This is a genomic window from uncultured Bacillus sp., assembly GCF_958411575.1.
Taxonomy (GTDB): domain Bacteria; phylum Bacillota; class Bacilli; order Bacillales; family Bacillaceae; genus Bacillus; species Bacillus spizizenii.
The window spans coordinates 86,343-103,840 of sequence record NZ_CATYRA010000011.1 but is presented as its reverse complement, the minus strand read 5'-3'; the positions used below and the strand labels follow the sequence as shown (position 1 = coordinate 103,840).

At 45.5% G+C, this 17,498-nt stretch carries 16 protein-coding genes and 1 riboswitch; of the genes, 1 reads left to right on the top strand and 15 read right to left on the bottom strand.

From position 1 onward, the window contains the following. Positions 1-2 precede the first annotated feature (2 nt). Entirely contained in the window at positions 3-1,715 is a 1,713-nt protein-coding gene (rqcH, locus tag Q5C82_RS17065) for a tRNA modification protein RqcH (RefSeq protein WP_003221512.1), read from the top strand. 37 nt (positions 1,716-1,752) lie between these two features. Here rqcH and sirC read toward each other — a convergent pair whose 3' ends face one another. From sirC to Q5C82_RS16990, 15 genes are all read right to left on the bottom strand, one after another. After that, complete coding sequence (gene sirC / locus Q5C82_RS17060) at positions 1,753-2,241, bottom strand: precorrin-2 dehydrogenase (RefSeq protein WP_003221510.1); 489 nt, start codon at positions 2,239-2,241, stop codon at positions 1,753-1,755. After that, entirely contained in the window at positions 2,222-3,007 is a 786-nt protein-coding gene (gene sirB, locus Q5C82_RS17055; protein WP_003221508.1) for a sirohydrochlorin chelatase, read from the bottom strand. Before sirB ends, sirC begins: the two co-directional genes overlap by 20 nt. A 2-nt stretch (positions 3,008-3,009) precedes the next feature. After that, complete coding sequence (gene cobA / locus Q5C82_RS17050; protein WP_003221506.1) at positions 3,010-3,783, bottom strand: uroporphyrinogen-III C-methyltransferase; 774 nt, start codon at positions 3,781-3,783, stop codon at positions 3,010-3,012. 98 nt (positions 3,784-3,881) lie between these two features. Next, positions 3,882-4,475, bottom strand: a complete 594-nt coding sequence (cysC, locus tag Q5C82_RS17045) for an adenylyl-sulfate kinase (RefSeq protein WP_003221504.1) — start codon at positions 4,473-4,475, stop codon at positions 3,882-3,884. A gap of 12 nt (positions 4,476-4,487) precedes the next feature. Beyond that, complete coding sequence (sat, locus tag Q5C82_RS17040; RefSeq protein WP_003221502.1) at positions 4,488-5,636, bottom strand: sulfate adenylyltransferase; 1,149 nt, start codon at positions 5,634-5,636, stop codon at positions 4,488-4,490. Between the two features lie 48 nt (positions 5,637-5,684). After that, on the bottom strand, positions 5,685-6,749 hold the full coding sequence (gene cysP / locus Q5C82_RS17035) for a sulfate permease (protein ID WP_003221500.1): 1,065 nt from the start codon (positions 6,747-6,749) through the stop codon (positions 5,685-5,687). Positions 6,750-6,760: 11 nt separating this feature from the next. Beyond that, positions 6,761-7,462: a phosphoadenylyl-sulfate reductase gene (locus Q5C82_RS17030; protein ID WP_003221498.1), complete on the bottom strand. Its 702-nt coding sequence runs from the start codon at positions 7,460-7,462 to the stop codon at positions 6,761-6,763. A 161-nt stretch (positions 7,463-7,623) separates the two neighbouring features. Beyond that, positions 7,624-7,729: riboswitch (SAM riboswitch) on the bottom strand. A 144-nt stretch (positions 7,730-7,873) separates the two neighbouring features. Next, a complete protein-coding gene (pyrE, locus tag Q5C82_RS17025) occupies positions 7,874-8,506 on the bottom strand; it encodes an orotate phosphoribosyltransferase (RefSeq protein WP_003221496.1) in 633 nt (210 codons plus the stop codon). Then, positions 8,503-9,222 (bottom strand): orotidine-5'-phosphate decarboxylase, encoded by a 720-nt coding sequence (gene pyrF / locus Q5C82_RS17020; protein WP_003221494.1) that lies wholly within the window; start codon positions 9,220-9,222, stop codon positions 8,503-8,505. Before pyrF ends, pyrE begins: the two co-directional genes overlap by 4 nt. Continuing rightward, positions 9,191-10,126: a dihydroorotate dehydrogenase gene (locus tag Q5C82_RS17015; RefSeq protein ID WP_003221492.1), complete on the bottom strand. Its 936-nt coding sequence runs from the start codon at positions 10,124-10,126 to the stop codon at positions 9,191-9,193. The genes pyrF and Q5C82_RS17015 overlap by 32 nt, the downstream gene beginning before the upstream one ends. After that, the gene (gene pyrK, locus Q5C82_RS17010; RefSeq protein ID WP_003221490.1) at positions 10,126-10,896 is read right to left on the bottom strand and encodes a dihydroorotate oxidase B electron transfer subunit; all 771 of its coding nucleotides are present in this window, start codon (positions 10,894-10,896) and stop codon (positions 10,126-10,128) included. The genes Q5C82_RS17015 and pyrK overlap by 1 nt, the downstream gene beginning before the upstream one ends. Next, positions 10,893-14,108 carry a carbamoyl-phosphate synthase (glutamine-hydrolyzing) large subunit gene (carB, locus tag Q5C82_RS17005; protein ID WP_003221488.1) on the bottom strand — a complete coding sequence of 1,072 codons (3,216 nt, stop codon included), beginning with the start codon at positions 14,106-14,108 and terminating at the stop codon, positions 10,893-10,895. Before carB ends, pyrK begins: the two co-directional genes overlap by 4 nt. Further along, positions 14,093-15,187 (bottom strand): carbamoyl phosphate synthase small subunit, encoded by a 1,095-nt coding sequence (locus Q5C82_RS17000; RefSeq protein ID WP_003221485.1) that lies wholly within the window; start codon positions 15,185-15,187, stop codon positions 14,093-14,095. The genes carB and Q5C82_RS17000 overlap by 16 nt, the downstream gene beginning before the upstream one ends. Further along, entirely contained in the window at positions 15,184-16,470 is a 1,287-nt protein-coding gene (locus Q5C82_RS16995; protein ID WP_003221483.1) for a dihydroorotase, read from the bottom strand. The genes Q5C82_RS17000 and Q5C82_RS16995 overlap by 4 nt, the downstream gene beginning before the upstream one ends. Further along, positions 16,454-17,368, bottom strand: a complete 915-nt coding sequence (locus tag Q5C82_RS16990) for an aspartate carbamoyltransferase catalytic subunit (RefSeq protein ID WP_003221482.1) — start codon at positions 17,366-17,368, stop codon at positions 16,454-16,456. The genes Q5C82_RS16995 and Q5C82_RS16990 overlap by 17 nt, the downstream gene beginning before the upstream one ends. Positions 17,369-17,498 lie beyond the last annotated feature (130 nt).

The window sequence follows — 17,498 nt, the reverse complement described above, 5'->3', positions numbered from 1 at the left end:
ATATGTCGTTTGATGGCATGTTTACATACGGAATGACACACGAACTTAACGAGAAAATGACGGGCGGACGAATTACGAAAATCCATCAGCCATATAAGCACGATGTGATTTTTCACATCCGCGTCAATGGAAAAAACCAAAAACTATTATTATCGGCACACCCGAGCTATTCACGGGTGCACATCACGACGCAAGCTTATGAAAACCCAAGCGAACCGCCAATGTTTTGCATGCTGCTGAGAAAGCATATCGAAGGCGGATTTATTGAAAAAATTGAACAAGCGGGCTTAGACCGCATTATGATTTTTCATATCAAAAGCCGAAACGAAATTGGCGATGAAACCGTCCGAAAGCTTTATGTAGAAATTATGGGACGCCACAGTAATATCATTTTGACAGACGGAGCAGAAAATGTGATCATCGACGGGCTTAAGCATTTATCGCCGTCAATGAACAGCTACCGTACAGTACTGCCTGGCCAAGATTATAAGCTTCCGCCAGCCCAGAACAAAATCTCTCCGCTTGAGGCGACAGAAGACGATATTTTACGTCATCTCAGTTTTCAAGAAGGACGGCTGGATAAACAAATTGTCGAACACTTTTCAGGTGTGTCTCCGCTCTTTGCCAAAGAAGCGGTTCACAGAGCGGGTCTAGCCAACAAAGTCACACTGCCAAAATCATTGCTGGAGCTTTTTGCCGAAGTAAAAGAGCACCGCTTTATTCCCAACATTACAACTGTAAACGCAAAGGAATATTTTTACCTGCTGGAGCTGACTCACCTCAAAGGCGAAGCGCGCCGTTTTGATTCATTAAGCGAGCTGCTCGACCGTTTTTACTTCGGAAAAGCTGAACGAGACCGGGTCAAACAGCAGGCCCAGGATCTTGAACGATTTGTTGTCAATGAACGGAAGAAAAATGCCAACAAAATCAAAAAATTAGAGAAAACACTGGAGTATTCGGAAAACGCGAAGGAATTTCAGCTTTACGGGGAGCTGTTAACTGCTAATTTATATATGCTGAAAAAAGGTGATAAACAGGCTGAGGTCATCAACTATTACGATGAAGAAAGTCCGACAATCACGATTCCTTTAAACCCGAACAAAACGCCTTCTGAAAACGCTCAGGCCTACTTCACGAAGTATCAAAAAGCGAAAAATTCGGTCGCAGTTGTCGAGGAGCAAATCAGGCTGGCGCAGGAAGAGATCGAATACTTTGACCAGCTGATTCAGCAGCTTTCGTCCGCTTCTCCTCGTGATATCAGCGAAATTAGGGAGGAGCTTGTGGAGGGCAAATATTTACGCCCTAAGCAGCAAAAAGGACAGAAAAAACAAAAACCGCACAACCCGGTTTTAGAAACATATGAATCCTCTACAGGCCTGACAATTTTAGTGGGTAAAAACAACCGCCAAAATGAATATTTAACAACAAGAGCGGCAGCCAGAGACGATATTTGGCTTCACACGAAAGATATTCCAGGCTCCCACGTTGTAATCAGAAGCAGCGAACCGGATGAGCAAACAATCATTGAAGCAGCGACCATTGCAGCTTATTTTTCAAAAGCTAAAGATTCAAGTTCAGTGCCTGTAGATTATACAAAAATTAGGCATGTTAAAAAACCGAACGGCGCGAAGCCCGGCTTCGTCACCTATGACAGCCAGCATACTGTCTTTGTCACACCTGATGCAGATACTGTCATCAAGCTGAAAAAAAGCTAGCAGCACAAAGAAAAGCCAGAGCATTGTATGCTCTGGCTTATTTCTTTCTTCTTACCTGATAAAGCCTGTCAACTTCAGCAACAAAATCGCCTTCAATCAGTTTATCCACTTTTTCAGCAAGCTCTTTTGTGTGCTTTGGACTGGCTCCGCTTGTAGAGACAGACACCGTTACATGCCCTCTTTTTACGATTTTCGGCATATATACATTGCCAAGCTCAGCGTCACTGACACAATTGACAAGCTGAAAAGGCGAAGCGGTTTGAACAATTTCTTTGTTCACTGCCGCGTTATCCGTCGCGGCAATAATCAAAAAAGCATCGAGATAATCTTCTTTTTCAATCGTACGGCAGACCCATCTGATACGGCGATTTTCTGCCATCTGCTTGATTTCCGGTTCAACATCCGGACTGACAAGCGTAATATCAGCTCCCTCAGAAAGCACCGTTTTCAGCCTTCTGAGAGCGATGCCGCCGCCGCCCGCAATGACAACCTTCTTCTTTTCCAGGCTAATGTGCAGCGGGAGCATATGAACCTCCGTCAAAATCAAATTGTCCCTCTGGATTTTCGGCAGTTTCTCTCACACGGTTCAAAAATGCGTTTTTCACATGAGGGTGGAAACCGATATAAGAAGAAAGGTAGACATTTGGATTATCAGCCTTTAATGTCTGAACCTCTCGTTCGATTTCATTCATCAGCATGCCGGTAAAAAGCAAATATGGCACAACAAAGGTTGTCACGCCGTCATCTTTTTTAAGTTCTGAAAGAACCTCTTTGTAATTCGGACCGCATGCTGTCAAAAAGCACGGGATGACTTCCTTGACCGGAATCATGTTTTGAAGAAGATTGGCAATACCGGTTACGTCTCTTTTTACATCGGGATCTGAACTTCCCCTTCCGATAAGCACCACTCTGGCATTTTCATACGGAACACCTATGTCCTTCATTCGGTGATATACAGCTTTGACTACTTCTTCGTCAATCCCGATCGGCTTTCCATATGAAATACGGATTGAAGGATATCGGGATGCAGCACGCGCAATTTCTTCCGGTATATCATGTTTTGCATGCGCAGCTGTTAAAAGAAGCAGAGGCACCACTGCGATATGAGTGGCGCCTTGCTTCACACATGCTTCAAACCCTGTCTCAATTGTCGGCTCCTGAAGCTCTAAAAAACTGATTTCTTGTACAGGCGCAGAAACGTGCGCCTTGCATCCTTCCAAAAAGGCTGCGGCTTCTTGCTGCGCCTTTTTTACTCGGCTGCCGTGACCGACATATAAAATCGCTTGTTTCATTTTTACAACGCCTCGCTTAAATCGTGTTTTTTCAGCTCAGATTCAAACCATTCCAGCTTATAGTGATAATTTACAACATTTCCAATGACAATTAAACTCGGATTTTTAATGTCTTCTTTTATCACCGTTTCTGAAAGGGTGTCAACTGTACAAAAAACAGATTTTTGCTTGTCCGTTGTTCCCCAGTGAATAAAGGCTGCCGGCGTAGAACCGTCCCGGCCGTTTTCAAGAAGTTTTCTTTCAATCTGCTGCACGTTTTTGATACCCATATAGATGACAAGTGTATCAATTCCTGTAGCGAGCGCTTTCCACTTTTCCTCAAAATCTTCGTCTTTTTTATAATGACCAGTTACAAAAGCGACGTTAGAGCCCGCATCCCGATGAGTAACAGGAATCCCGGCATAAGCTGCTGCCGCAATTCCTGACGTAATGCCGGGGATGATTTCAAACGGAATTCCGTTTTCAGAGAGACATTCCGCTTCTTCCCCTCCCCTGCCGAACACAAAAGGGTCTCCGCCTTTCAGTCTAACAACGGTTTTCCCTTTTTGCGCATACTTTACAAGAAATCGATTGATGGTTTCCTGCTTCATCGTATGAAGATCTGGAAGCTTCCCGCAGTAGATCAGGTCTGCTTGCTCTTTGGCATATTGTAAAATCTCTTTATTTACTAATCTGTCATATAAGATGACATCAGCTTTTTCAATGGCATTTAGCGCTTTAATTGTGAGCAGATCAGGGTCACCGGGACCCGCTCCTACAATATATACTTTCCCCATCGTATTTCCCCCGATCTATTCGAGTTCTTCCAGAACATTCACTGTGATGTTGTTCTCGTTTGCATTCCGGCATCTGAGAAGAACACTGCAGATCATATTTAGCTCAGTTTTTGTTTAACAAACTCGATCAGCTGGTTTTTGCAAGCTTCACGGTCATGCTGTCCTGAATCAAGAACGAGCTCCGGTGCATCCGGCTCTTCATAAGGAGAATCAATTCCTGTAAAGAACGGAATTTCCCCGTTTCTTGCTTTTTTATAAAGCCCTTTCGGATCTCTTTGTTCACAAATATCGAGGTCGCATTTAATGTATACTTCATTGAATTCGCCTGCTTCCACAAGATGGCGAACCTGTTCTCTGTCCTCGCGGAAAGGAGAGATAAAAGCAGTAATCACAATGGTGCCCTGCTGAACAAAAAGCTTTGCCACCTCTCCGATTCGGCGGATATTTTCTTTTCGGTCTTCATCAGAAAAACCAAGATCCTTATTTAAGCCGTGACGGATATTATCCCCGTCCAGCACAATGACTTGGTAGCCCTGCTCAAACAATTCTCTCGCAGCGGCATTGGCAATAGTTGATTTGCCTGAACCGCTCAACCCTGTCAGCCAGAGAATGGAGCTTTTGTGCTTGTTTTTTTGCTGATACTCTTCTTTTGTAATAGAGGCTTCATGCCATACGATATCGCGATTTGTCACTGCCAGTCCTCCTTAAGATACGCCTGCTTCTTCTTTTTTCTTCATCCCTCTGATTAACACTTCTACAACTTCTGCGCGGCTGAATTCTGCAGGCGGGAGCACACCGTCTCTCAGCATGCCTCTTACCTTAGTTCCTGATAAAATGACGTGATGTTCTCTGCCGTGAGGGCACGTTTTCCCCGTTCCCATGTTTCCGCATTTTTCACAGAAGAAGCTGTGCTCAAATTTCAGCGGTGTAATCCCGAGCTCTTCAGGTTTAAATGTGTCAAACAGCTCCTGTGCCTCGTATGTTCCGTAATAGTCACCTACACCTGCGTGATCGCGGCCGACAATGAAATGCGTGCAGCCGTAGTTCTTTCTGACAAGTGCGTGGAAAATCGCTTCTCTCGGTCCTGCATAACGCATCGCCGCTAAGAAGACGCCGAGGAACACGCGGTCTTTCGGGTAATAATTGTCAAGAAGCACTTGGTAGCTTTCCATCCGCACATCAGCTGGGATGTCATCAGATTTTGTTTCACCTACCAGCGGGTTTAAGAACAAGCCGTCTACTGTTTCAAGAGCCGTTTTTTGAATGTATTCATGCGCTCTGTGAACAGGATTTCTTGTTTGGAAACCAACAATGGTTTCCCAGCCTTTTTCTGCAAACTGGCGTCTTGTTTCCGCTGGTTCAAACGTAAACTCAGGGAACTGTTTTGAAGCTTTTTTAATCAATGTGATTGGTCCGCCGACGTATGTATTGCCGCGGCTGAAAAGCTTTTTAACACCCGGGTGCTCCTGCTCATCCGTTTTATACACATTGACAGCTTCTTTTTGTTTGTCAGGCACGTACAGGTCTTCGATTTGGATAACGCCATATGTTTCTCCTTCATACGTTAACTTTACCGTTTCACCGACTGACAGTTCCGCTGCTTTTTGCGCATCAACCGGAAGCGTGATTGGAAGGGACCAGACAACGCCGGAAGAAAGACGCATGCTTTCGACAACAGATACGTAATCTCTTTCATTAAAGAAGCCTTCGATCGGGCTGTATGCACCGATTCCGATTAATTCCAAATCTGCAAAAGAAATCAAATCAAGTTCAATTTCTTTTTGAATGCTGCTCACATCATATGATTCATCTACTCTGTTTACTAATGTTCCTCCGTGTGGTGCTAAGCTCATAATATCGATTTCCTCCTAGTTAACATATAAAATAACTCAGATTAATGATCAGATTCCTCCGCCTTGTTCGTGGACAGAGCGTCTCTCTTTACGTATGGCCTTCGTCAGGCTGACGGCACCGCCCGCCGCTAAAAGCACACTTACCATGATAAAGATTGAATAATAATCCGCTTTTAAAAACAAGGATACAAGCAGATAAGAAATTGATAAAGATAAAAACGGCGATACGATCCATACCTTCAGCATCGTTTGAACAACTTGTTTATGGAACACGTTCGGACCGTTTTTTGCCATGCCTATTCCGATAATAGACGATGACGTGACTTGCGCCAATGGCACCGGCATCCCAAATACAGAACTGATGATCACCAGTCCGGCTCCTGTACCGGATAAGAGAATGCCTTCTCCTTTTGAGAATCTCGTAATTTTCTTCCCGTTGGTTTCTAACACCCGCCGACCTAATAACAACGCGCCGAGAGCAACAAAAGCTCCCCCGTACAAGGTTCCTTTCGTCACATCCAGCACACCGGCCGCCACTAATGGGCCAACGGCATTTGCCACGTTGTTCATACCGGCAGAGAATGCTTCAAAAAATCCGGCACCTAACAAAACAATGCCAAGGATTTTTTGCTTTTTAGAAGATTTAATTTCAATCTTAAAATAACGAAACAGCTTAGATACAAAATATGTGAAACCGAAAGCGAACAGCGGGACAAAAATCCAAAACGACACAATGACCAGCAGGTTGTTCACAAACAATACTTTGTAAGCCACTCCCACGCCGACAACTGCGCCGACTGTTACTTCACTTGTCGACAAAGGAATGCCGAGGAGATTAGCCGTAAAGAGCGACAGCGCAGCGGCTCCAATAATGATGCAAACAATCGTCAGTGTAATCGTCTGCTCGGGGATAATCCCGGAGCTGATGGTTTTTACAACCTCACCCCCGCCAATGACCGCCCCGGCCAGCACACCGACTGCGCATAGGATCAAAGCGTAGGTTTTCTTTTTGATGGCTCCAGAGCCGTAAGCAACTCCCATCGAAGCTGCAGCGCCGCTTGCACCAATATTCATCGCGAAAAATAAGCTAAATAAAATAGCGGCTAGTTCCATTTTGCAGCTCCTTATTCATGCAGTCCGCATTCTGTTTTCGCCATACCATTCCATCTCCCTGAACGTAAATCTTCTGCGGTAAAAGCAGGAGCCGTACAAGGCGCGCAGCCAATACTTGGATACCCTTGGTCATGAAGCGGATTGTAGTCCAGCTCATTCCGGGATGTGTATCTCCAAATGTCTTTCCAAGTCCAATGGATAAGCGGGCATACTTTTACTGATTTGAATTTTTCGTCTTTGTTTAAGAAATTCGTATTGGCACGGCTTGGCCCTTGATCGCGGCGCAGACCGGAAAGCCAGGCTGGGTGTCCTGAAAGCGCCTCTCTTAAAGGAACAACCTTTCTAAGATAGCAGCACTGATTCGGCTCTCTTTCCCACAGTTTGTCACCATGTTCTTCGGCCTGCTCCTCAAGGGTAAGGTCTGGTTTTTTCAGGATGATATTAAGACCTGGATAACGTTCTTTCACTCGTTCAATCGTTTCATAGGTTTCTTTAAAATGAAGTCCTGTATCAAGAAACACAATCTCTGCGTCTTTTTTCACTTTATAAATTAAGTCAATCAGAACGATTCCCTCAATTCCGAAACTGCAGGCATAAACAAGCTGATTGCCGTAATGGCCGTATGCCCACTTTAAAACTGACAGCGCTCCTTTATAAGGATCGTCTTCCGGAAATGTAATCGTTGGTTCTTCCCAATTATCGTACGTTAACATTTCTTCTTTCCTCCTTTCGGAGACAAACAAACAGTAGCTTTCTGCCGGTTGTCTTTTCCCAATTGTATTGTGATACGCGGCTGCTATCACAAACAGCCTTTTTTCCTCTTAAAATAAAAAACTTTCAATCCGGCGGAAAGAAAGACAGGAACAGCATGTAGCCCTTATCTTTCAAAATGGAATTCATTTTGCTGGAAGTAGCACCTTACAAACTATGCAGGTTGCCGGGCTTCATAGGTCCAGTCCCTCAGCCGCTCTTGATAAGTTTTTAGATTTGTAGTAAATTTTAGCACAATTCTAACATAAGTCAACCCGACTTTTTTTATAGGATTAATAAAAAAACAGGCCGAGAGGCCTGTTTTCAAGTACAGCAAGGCTTTGAAGCCTATTTACATTACCGAAATTTATTTCTTATTTTTTAAACCAATCTTTTGACTCGGGATTTTGTTTCCACGTTTTCAGCTTTTCTAGATCGTCTGAATGAATATTTCCGTTTTCGAGCGCGACCTCTGTGAGCGTATCATAATCAGTTAAAGAGTAGTATGGCAGTTCTGCCTTTGCGAAGGCTTCCTGCGCTTTAGGGAGTCCGTAAGTAAAAATTGAGACGACACCGAGCACTTCACAGCCAGCCGCTTGTAAAGCTGCCGCAGCTTCAAGCACGCTTCCTCCTGTGGAAATTAAGTCTTCAATGACGACAGTTTTTTGCCCCGTTTGAACAGCTCCCTCAATCTGATTGCCTTTTCCATGCGCTTTCGGCTTGCTTCTCACATAACACATCGGAAGATTCAAACGGTCAGCGGCCAGAGCAGCATGAGGAATACCTGCTGTTGCTGTTCCAGCAATCATTTCAGTTTCAGGAAAATGCTCTTCGACAAGCTTGCTGATGCCTGAAGCGACATCATTTCTGACCTCCGGGAAAGATAGCGTAAGGCGGTTGTCACAGTAGATTGGCGATAAAATGCCGCTCGCCCATGTAAATGGCTCGTTCGGGCGTAAAAATACAGCTTGGATATCTAATAGATGTTTTGCGATGATTTGTTTCATGATTTGATTCCCTCCCATTCGAGTCTGACAGCTTCATAGGCTTTTACTGGGTCTTTCGCTTTTGTAATCGAGCGTCCTACCACAATCGCTGATGAACCTTTCTCTCTTGCAATTGCAGGTGTCGCTACGCGAATTTGGTCATTCGCAGCGTCCTCTGACATCCTGATCCCCGGAGTGACAGTCAGAAATGAAGGCGACACCGCTTGGTAAATGGCTTTTGCTTCATGAACAGAGCAGACCACTCCATCAAGTCCGCTTTCTTCTGCCAGCTTGCTGTAGTGCACAACCGTGTCGATCAGAGGTTTTTCGATCAGCAGTTCATTCTTCATCATTTGTTCAGATGTGCTTGTCAGCTGGGTTACCGCGATAAGTGACGGGCGTTTTTTTCCGGACGGCGTTCCTTCTTCTAAGCCTTCCAGAGCTGCTTGCATCATTTTTTCGCCCCCGGCCGCATGAACATTGACGAGGTCCACCCCGAGACCGGCAAGGCGCTTCATCGCTTTGTTTACAGTGGTCGGGATGTCATGAAGCTTTAAATCTAAAAACAGCTCGCAATTTCTTTCTTTTAATTGTTTAACTATAGATGGTCCTTCTTGATAAAAAAGCTCCATTCCAACCTTTACAAATAACGGTTCTAGCTGAAAAGGCGCTAAGAACGCAAGTGTTTCTTCAGCTGATGCAAAATCAAGCGCGATGATGGGCAGGTTGTTTTTCATGGTTCCAGCTCCTTCCGATGCATTCTTCAATTGATTGATAGCCGTATTGAAGCAAAACAGATGGAAGCTGTTCAATAATGTCCGGGCATGCAAAAGGATTTACAAAGTTTGCTGTTCCGACAGCGACCGCGCTTGCTCCCGCGAGAAGAAACTCCAGTGCATCTTCGGCCGTCTGCACGCCTCCCATTCCGATAATCGGGATATTGACCGCTTGACTGACTTCGTACACCATGCGAATAGCAACCGGCTTCACGGCAGGTCCGGAAAGCCCCCCTGTTTTATTCGCTAATATCGGCTTTCCTGATTTTAAATCAAGCCTCATGCCGATTAATGTGTTAATCATCGTTAGACCATCCGCTCCCGCCTCTTCGATCGCAGATGCAATTTCTGTGATATTTGCCACGTTTGGGGAAAGCTTTACATAAACGGGTACATCCGAAACCTCTTTAACCGCCTTCGTCAAATCAGCAGCCATTTCAGGATTCGTGCCAAAAGCAATTCCGCCTGTTTTCACATTAGGACAGGAAATGTTCAATTCAAGTGCATGAACATTAGGCGCTTTGCTGATATGCTCTGCGACTTCAACATAATCCTCGACTTGAGAACCTGCGACATTTGCAATGATCGGCGTATCAAACTGTTCAAGCCACGGCAGCTCATTTTGCAAAACGCTTTCCAGCCCCGGATTTTGGAGACCGATCGCATTGAGCATTCCAGCGCCAGTCTCAGCTACCCTAGGCGTCGGGTTCCCGAAGCGAGGTTCCTTTGTCGTAGCTTTGATCATAATGGCTCCGAGACAAGATAAATCATAAAAACGCGCAAATTCTTTTCCAAAACCGAAGCAGCCTGATGCAGGAATGATCGGATTTTTCAATTCAAGTCCAGGCAGTTTGACCTCTAGCATTACAGCGCCACCTCCTGAGCTTTAAATACAGGTCCGTCGAGACATACTTTTACGTAGGATGTCTCACTTTCGTTTGTATGGCACACACACGCGAAGCAGGCGCCGATTCCGCAGCCCATTCGTTCCTCCATAGACAGGTAAACTTCTTTATGTGCATACTCCTGTTTTAATGCCTTCAGCATCGGTGTTGGCCCGCAGCTGAGGAGAATATCAAACTCTAGATTCTTCTGTTTTATGACATCTGTGACAAACCCGGTTTCCCCGTAGCTTCCGTCAGCTGTTGCCACATACGTGTCTCCATACTGTCGGCACTCTTTTTCGTAAAAAACATCCTTTGCCGATTGGAACCCTAACACGTGTATGACCTTTACCCCTTTTTCTTTCAAGCGTTTCGACAGCTCTTGGAGAGGCGGGACACCTACACCGCCTCCTACCAGCAAAGCCGTCTTTCCGGGTTGGACTTCATTGACAGGAAAGCCATTTCCCAAAGGTCCGAGGACATCCACAAGTTCTCCCTGGTGCTTCATCGACAAGAGTCTTGTTCCTTCCCCATCTACTCGATAAATGATGGTGACTTCATTTTTTTCAAAGTTGACGTCAGCGATGCTGATTGGTCTTCTCAAAAGAGGCGTAACCGCTTCGCTCACTTTAAGATGAAGGAACTGTCCCGGGGTTGTAAACCCTTGGACAAGCTCCCCTTTCAGAACCATATGATACACCCGGTCTGCAATTTGCTGGTTTGAACATACTGTCAAATACGCTTTTTTCATATAGTGACTGCCGCCTCCTGATTTGTGTTGACTGCCGGCATTTGATCAGCACGGAATGTCATGCTTTCCAGCACTCGCAGTATCGCTTCAGCCGTATCTAAAGATGTTAAGCAGGCAACACCATTTTCTACTGATTCACGTCTGATTCTAAATCCGTCTCTTGCCGGCTGCTTTCCTTTTGTCAGCGTATTGATGACAAACTGTGCTTCTCCGTTTCTAATCACATCAAGCAAGTTCGGGCCGTCTTGGCCGATTTTACCAACAACCTTCGCCGGAATCGAAGCTTCTTTCAGATAACCTGCTGTACCTTCCGTCGCTAAAATGTTGTAGCCGATCGCATGGAACCGCTTAGCGATGGCGAGCCCTTCTTCTTTGTCCTTGTCAGCCACTGTTAAAAGCACGGATCCGTAGTTAGGGATTTGAATGCCTGATGCAATCAGAGCTTTATAAAGCGCTTTTTCAAGGGTGGAATCTTTCCCCATGACCTCACCTGTTGATTTCATTTCAGGCCCTAACGTAATGTCCACTCTTCTCAGCTTAGCGAAGGAGAAGACCGGCGCTTTTACAAATACACCTTGCTGTTCAGGCTGAAGGCCCTCTGTATAGCCAAACGCAGCCAGCTTTTGGCCGAGAATGACTTTTGTAGCAAGGTTCGCCATTGGAATACCCGTGATTTTGCTTAAGAACGGTACGGTTCTGCTTGATCTCGGATTTACTTCGAGCACGTACACTTCGCCTTGTGATAAGACGAATTGAATATTGAGCAAACCGACAATGTTCAGCCCTTTAGCTAGTGCGATTGTGTATTGTTCAATTTTTTTCTTAATGTCCTCTGTGAGAGACTGAGGCGGATAAACAGCGATTGAGTCTCCGGAGTGAACGCCCGCACGTTCAATGTGCTCCATAATTCCCGGAATGACGACTGTTTCACCGTCAGATACTGCATCTACTTCAATTTCTTTCCCAGTTAAATACCTGTCAATTAATACAGGGTGCTGCGGATTGATTTTGACTGCGTTTTTCATGTAATGAAGCAGTTCTTCTTCATGATAAACAATCTCCATCGCCCGGCCGCCAAGTACATAGGAAGGGCGCACCAGTACCGGATAGCTGATATTACTCGCGATGCTTACCGCCTGATCAACTGATGTCGCTGTTTTGCCAAGCGGCTGCGGAACACCGAGTTCTCCAAGCGCTTGTTCAAATTTATCCCGATCTTCCGCACGGTCTAAATCTTCTAACGAAGTCCCAAGGATTTTCACTCCACGTGCAGAAAGCTCGTCAGCAAGGTTAATGGCAGTTTGTCCGCCGAACTGTACGACAACGCCCATTGGCTGTTCGAGGTCAATGATGTGCATGACATCTTCAATCGTAAGCGGTTCGAAGTACAGCTTGTCTGAGATACTGAAGTCTGTTGAAACGGTTTCCGGGTTGTTATTGACAATAATGGCTTCATAGCCTGCTTGTTTAATTGCCCATACAGAGTGAACAGTCGCATAGTCGAATTCAACACCCTGACCGATTCGAATCGGCCCCGAACCAAGCACTATCACACTTTTCTTTTCTGTAACGACAGATTCATTTTCCTCTTCATATGTGCTGTAGAAGTATGGCGTTTCTGATTCAAATTCCGCCGCGCACGTATCCACCATTTTGAATACCGGCGCAATTCCCGCTTGTTTTCTTAAGCTGTAAAGCTCCGATTCTTTCATTTCCCACTCACGGCTGATGTACTTATCAGAGAATCCGAGTTCTTTTGCCCGCCTCAGTACGTCAGTATCACCCAGATTTGCCTTCAATTCTTTTTCAAACTGTACGATTCCGAACAGCTTATGCAGGAAGAAGACGTCAATCGCGGAAAATTCATGGAGGTCTTCTACCGTGTAGCCTCTTCTGTACGCTTCAGCTAAGTAGAATAAGCGTTCATCACCGGCCTTTTTAATTCGTTTTTCAAGAAGCTCATCGGAAATGTCAGCAGCGTCTTTCAATTCAAGATGATACACATCCGCTTCCAGTGAACGCACAGCCTTCAGCAATGACTCTTCAAGCGTGCGGCCAATCGCCATGACCTCTCCCGTCGCTTTCATTTGCGTGCCGAGCTTTCTGTTTGCTGATTCAAACTTATCAAACGGCCAGCGCGGAATTTTGGATACGACGTAGTCAAGAGCCGGTTCAAATGCTGCATATGTTTTTCCTGTCACCGGGTTCATCATTTCATCTAATGAAAGGCCGACAGCGATTTTAGCAGCGAGCTTTGCAATCGGATATCCTGTTGCTTTTGAGGCAAGGGCAGATGAACGGCTGACCCGCGGGTTTACTTCAATAATGTAGTATTGGAAGCTGTCTGGATCTAAAGCGAGCTGTACGTTACATCCACCTTCGATTCCAAGCGCGCGGATCAGTTTTAACGATACATTCCGCAAGAGCTGATATTCGCGGTCACTCAGCGTTTGGCTTGGCGCGACAACAATACTGTCTCCAGTGTGGATTCCGACTGGATCAATGTTCTCCATATTACAAACGACAATCGCGTGGTCCTGGCTGTCTCTCATCACTTCATACTCGATTTCTTTATAGCCCGCGATGCTTTTTTCAAGCAGACATTGATGCACCGGGCTTAATTTTAAGCCGTTCTCAACAATTTCTTTCAGTTCGGTTTCATTCGAACAGATGCCTCCGCCTGTTCCGCCTAGTGTATATGCCGGGCGGACAATGACAGGGAAACCAATTTGACTGACGAAGTTTTCTGCTTCTTCCAGAGAGTGGATAATCTCACTTTCTGGCACCGGTTCATTCAGATCATTCATAAGTGTTCTGAACAAATCGCGGTCTTCAGCCTGCTGAATCGCAGACAGCTTCGTGCCAAGCACTTCGACGCCGCATTCTGCCAGTACGCCTCTTTCAGAAAGCTCAACCGCAAGATTCAAACCGGTTTGGCCCCCAAGAGTAGGAAGAATAGCATCCGGGCGCTCTTTTCTGATGATTCGTGTCAGGAATTCAGGAGTGAGCGGTTCGATGTAAACCCGGTCAGCCATTTCTGTATCTGTCATGATCGTGGCAGGGTTTGAGTTGACAAGGATGACCTCATAGCCTTCTTCTTTCAAAGCAAGGCAGGCTTGTGTTCCCGCATAGTCAAATTCTGCTGCTTGGCCGATGATGATCGGTCCAGATCCGATTACTAAAATTTTGTTAATGTCTACGCGTTTTGGCATACCGCTTCCCCTTCTTTCTCTGTTGTTTCGATCATTTCGATGAATCTGTCAAATAGATGGTTGGCATCCTCAGGACCAGGTGAGGCTTCAGGATGATATTGAACCGTAAATGCCGGCAGTGTTTTATGCTTCAGCCCTTCAATCGTATCGTCGTTAATTGCGATATGTGTCACTTCCAGTTCTGTTTCGCTGATGGATGAGACTGTATAGCCATGGTTTTGAGATGTTAAGGCGACTTTTCCGGTAGCCAGCTCTTTTACCGGGTGGTTTGAGCCCCTGTGGCCAAATTTCATTTTTTCAGTATTCGCTCCGCACGCCAGCGCGAATAACTGGTGACCGAGACATATTCCGAATAATGGCACTTTTCCAAGAACACCTTTAATCATTTCAATCGCTTCAGGCACATCTTTCGGATCTCCAGGTCCGTTAGATAGCATGATGCCGTCTGGCTTCAGCTGAAGGACTTCTTCTGCTGTTACGTTGTAAGGCACAACGATGACATCGCATTTCCGTTTGTTCAGCTCTCTTAAAATGCCGTGCTTCATGCCAAAGTCCACCAGGACAATGCGTTTACCTCTTCCCGGACTAGGGTATGCTGTTTTAGCTGACACTTGGGATACTTGATTTCTCGGCAGTTCAGTTTCGTTCAGTCTTTTCAGTACCGATTCGATATCTTCATCAGGTGAGGCAAACGTTCCTTTTAGCGCGCCGGCCGTGCGGATCATTCTCGTCAACTTTCTTGTATCAATTCCTTGCAGTCCCGGAATGTTTTTCATTTTTAAATACTCATCCAATGTGTACGCTGAACGCCAGTTGGAAGGCAGTTCACATAATTCTCTTACAATCAATCCTTTAACAAAAGGTGTAATGGATTCAAAGTCATCACGGTTAATGCCGTAATTTCCGATAAGCGGATATGTTAACGTAACAATCTGCCCGCAATAAGAAGGGTCTGACAAAATTTCCTGATAGCCTGTCATACCGGTATTGAAAACGACTTCCCCCATGCTGTGCTCCAAGCTCCCGAAGGCTTTGCCCTCAAATACCGCTCCGTTTTCCAGTACTAATCGTCTCTTCATTTGACAAGTCTCCCTTCTTCATAAGCAAGCTTCCCTGCCGCAATTGTAGCGACCGGCCAGCCGGTGCAGCTGATGCCGTTAAATGGTGTGTTTTTTCCTTTTGATAAAAACGTCTCTTTGTCTATAACTGCTTCTTTTTCCAAATCGATTAACGTAATGTCGGCAACTCGCCCCGTTTGTAATGTTCCATATGGGAGACCGAACGCTTCGCATGGTTTGATTGTCATGTAATCAATCAGCTGTTTCAGCGACCAGCTGCCATTTTTGACAAAGTGTGTGTATAAGAGCGGGAACGCTGTTTCTAAGCCGACAATTCCAAATGGCGCCAGCCTCATTTCTGTATTTTTCTCTTCTTCTGTATGCGGCGCATGGTCTGTTGCAATAAAATCAATCGTTCCGTCTAAAAGACCTTCGATTAAAGCAGCTCTGTCCTCTGCGCCGCGGAGCGGAGGATTCATTTTATAATTGGTATCCAGCCCCGGAATGTCTTCATCACAAAGCAGTAAATGGTGAGGTGAAACTTCTGCTGTCACCCGAATTCCCGCTTTTTTCGCATCACGCACGACTCTGACGGATTCTTTCGTGCTGATATGGCATACATGATAATGGCAGTTTGCCGCCTCAGCCAGCAATACATCGCGGGCAATATGAACGGATTCACACACAGAAGGAATGCCGTTGAGCCCGTTCGCTTTGGAGAATGTCCCCTCATGAACGCTTCCTCCGTAAATTAAGGAGTTGTCTTCGCAATGTGCGACAATCGCTTTGTCGATCGCAGCTGCCCGTTTCATCGCTTCATACATCATTCCTGCTGTCTGTATACCGACGCCGTCATCTGTAAAAGCAAATGCTCCGGCTTCTTTTAAAGCTTCAAAGTTTGTCATCTCATCACCGATTTGTCTGATCGTAATGGATGCATATGGAAGAACTCTGACACATGATGTTTCTTTAATACGGTTTTGCACCCATTCCATCTGCTCCTTCGTATCAGGAACCGGCCGCGTATTCGGCATTGCTGCTACTGTTGTATAGCCGCCGCGCGCCGCTGCTTTTGCTCCGGTTTCAATGGTTTCTTTTTTTTCTCCGCCTGGCTCTCTGAAGTGTACGTGGAGATCAACAAACCCAGGAGAAACGAGCAAGCCTTTTGCATCAATTATGGTTTCTTCATCCGCTGCATCAAGCCTGCCGATTTCGGAAATGATTTCTCCAGTCACTCGAATATCCACCTCTGTTTTTTCACCATTTTCGTTAAGTATCCAGCCGTTTTTAATGAGATATGACATACGCTGCTTCTCCTCTTTTCACTTTGGTTTGTAAGGCACGCTGTATCACTGCCATTCTGATAAATACGCCATTTTGCATTTGCTTGAAGATTCTTGATTTTTCGCTTTCTACTAAGCAGTCATCAATCTCCACTCCTCTGTTTACCGGAGCTGGATGCATAATAATCGCATGCTGCTTCATACGCTCAGCCCGCTCTACGGTCAAGCCGTATTTGTTTAAATAGCCGTCCTGACTTACAGTGGACTGGTGTCTTTCATTTTGAATGCGAAGCAGCATGACGACATCGGAAGACTCAACTGCTTCATCCATTGAGACATACGTGCCGAATGGATTTTCTTCATCCTGCCATTCCGAAGGGCCTGAAAACAGGACACGGGCACCTAGTCTTGTCAAAACTTCCGCATTTGATCTAGCCACTCTGCTGTGCTTGATATCGCCGTGAATGGAGACGGTAAGCCCTTTGAACGTATGGAACTCTTCATTAATTGTCATTAAATCAAGCAGTGATTGTGTCGGATGCTGGCCGCACCCGTCTCCCGCATTCAGAATCGGGATATTTACATGTCCGACAAGCTCTTTGTAGTACTCATCCTCACTGTGCCTGATGACGCACACGTCCACACCGATTGATTCGAGCGTTCGGATGGTGTCATATAAGGTTTCTCCTTTTTGCACGCTTGTGCTTGTTCCATCAAGATTCAGCACATTCATACCCAGCTTTTTTTCTGCGACCTCAAAGCTGAATCGCGTTCTCGTGCTTGGTTCGAAAAACAGGTTCGCAGCAAACTTTCCCGTAAGCTGATTGTCTGTATTTCCGCTTTTGAGGTCTTGTGCTGTTTGAAGCAAATCTTTGATTTCCTCAATGTTGAGTTCACTCATCGTCGTTAAATGCTTCATGTTCTTTCCCCTCTCGTTTCAACTTTAAGGCTGAAAAAACCCCGGTCTTAGATAGACTCGGGGTATGGTTAAATAGAGGGCAGCATTGAAGCTTCCGTCTCTTTATAACCCTTCCAAGCCTCTCTGGACT

Excerpts from the sequence above, each read along its gene's own strand:
- Q5C82_RS17030 (WP_003221498.1), bottom strand. The coding sequence starts at position 7,462 with ATGTTAACGTACGATAATTGGGAAGAACCAACGATTACATTTCCGGAA.
- sirB (WP_003221508.1), bottom strand. The coding sequence starts at position 3,007 with ATGAAACAAGCGATTTTATATGTCGGTCACGGCAGCCGAGTAAAAAAG.
- Q5C82_RS16995 (WP_003221483.1), bottom strand. The coding sequence starts at position 16,470 with ATGTCATATCTCATTAAAAACGGCTGGATACTTAACGAAAATGGTGAA.
- Q5C82_RS16990 (WP_003221482.1), bottom strand. The coding sequence starts at position 17,368 with ATGAAGCATTTAACGACGATGAGTGAACTCAACATTGAGGAAATCAAA.
- cobA (WP_003221506.1), bottom strand. The coding sequence starts at position 3,783 with ATGGGGAAAGTATATATTGTAGGAGCGGGTCCCGGTGACCCTGATCTG.
- sirC (WP_003221510.1), bottom strand. The coding sequence starts at position 2,241 with ATGCTCCCGCTGCACATTAGCCTGGAAAAGAAGAAGGTTGTCATTGCG.
- sat (WP_003221502.1), bottom strand. The coding sequence starts at position 5,636 with ATGAGCTTAGCACCACACGGAGGAACATTAGTAAACAGAGTAGATGAA.
- Q5C82_RS17000 (WP_003221485.1), bottom strand. The coding sequence starts at position 15,187 with ATGAAGAGACGATTAGTACTGGAAAACGGAGCGGTATTTGAGGGCAAA.
- Q5C82_RS17015 (WP_003221492.1), bottom strand. The coding sequence starts at position 10,126 with ATGCTAGAGGTCAAACTGCCTGGACTTGAATTGAAAAATCCGATCATT.
- pyrE (WP_003221496.1), bottom strand. The coding sequence starts at position 8,506 with ATGAAACAAATCATCGCAAAACATCTATTAGATATCCAAGCTGTATTT.
- pyrK (WP_003221490.1), bottom strand. The coding sequence starts at position 10,896 with ATGAAAAAAGCGTATTTGACAGTATGTTCAAACCAGCAAATTGCAGAC.
- cysP (WP_003221500.1), bottom strand. The coding sequence starts at position 6,749 with ATGGAACTAGCCGCTATTTTATTTAGCTTATTTTTCGCGATGAATATT.
- carB (WP_003221488.1), bottom strand. The coding sequence starts at position 14,108 with ATGCCAAAACGCGTAGACATTAACAAAATTTTAGTAATCGGATCTGGA.
- pyrF (WP_003221494.1), bottom strand. The coding sequence starts at position 9,222 with ATGAAAAACAACCTGCCCATCATCGCGCTTGATTTTGCATCAGCTGAA.
- rqcH (WP_003221512.1), top strand. The coding sequence starts at position 3 with ATGTCGTTTGATGGCATGTTTACATACGGAATGACACACGAACTTAAC.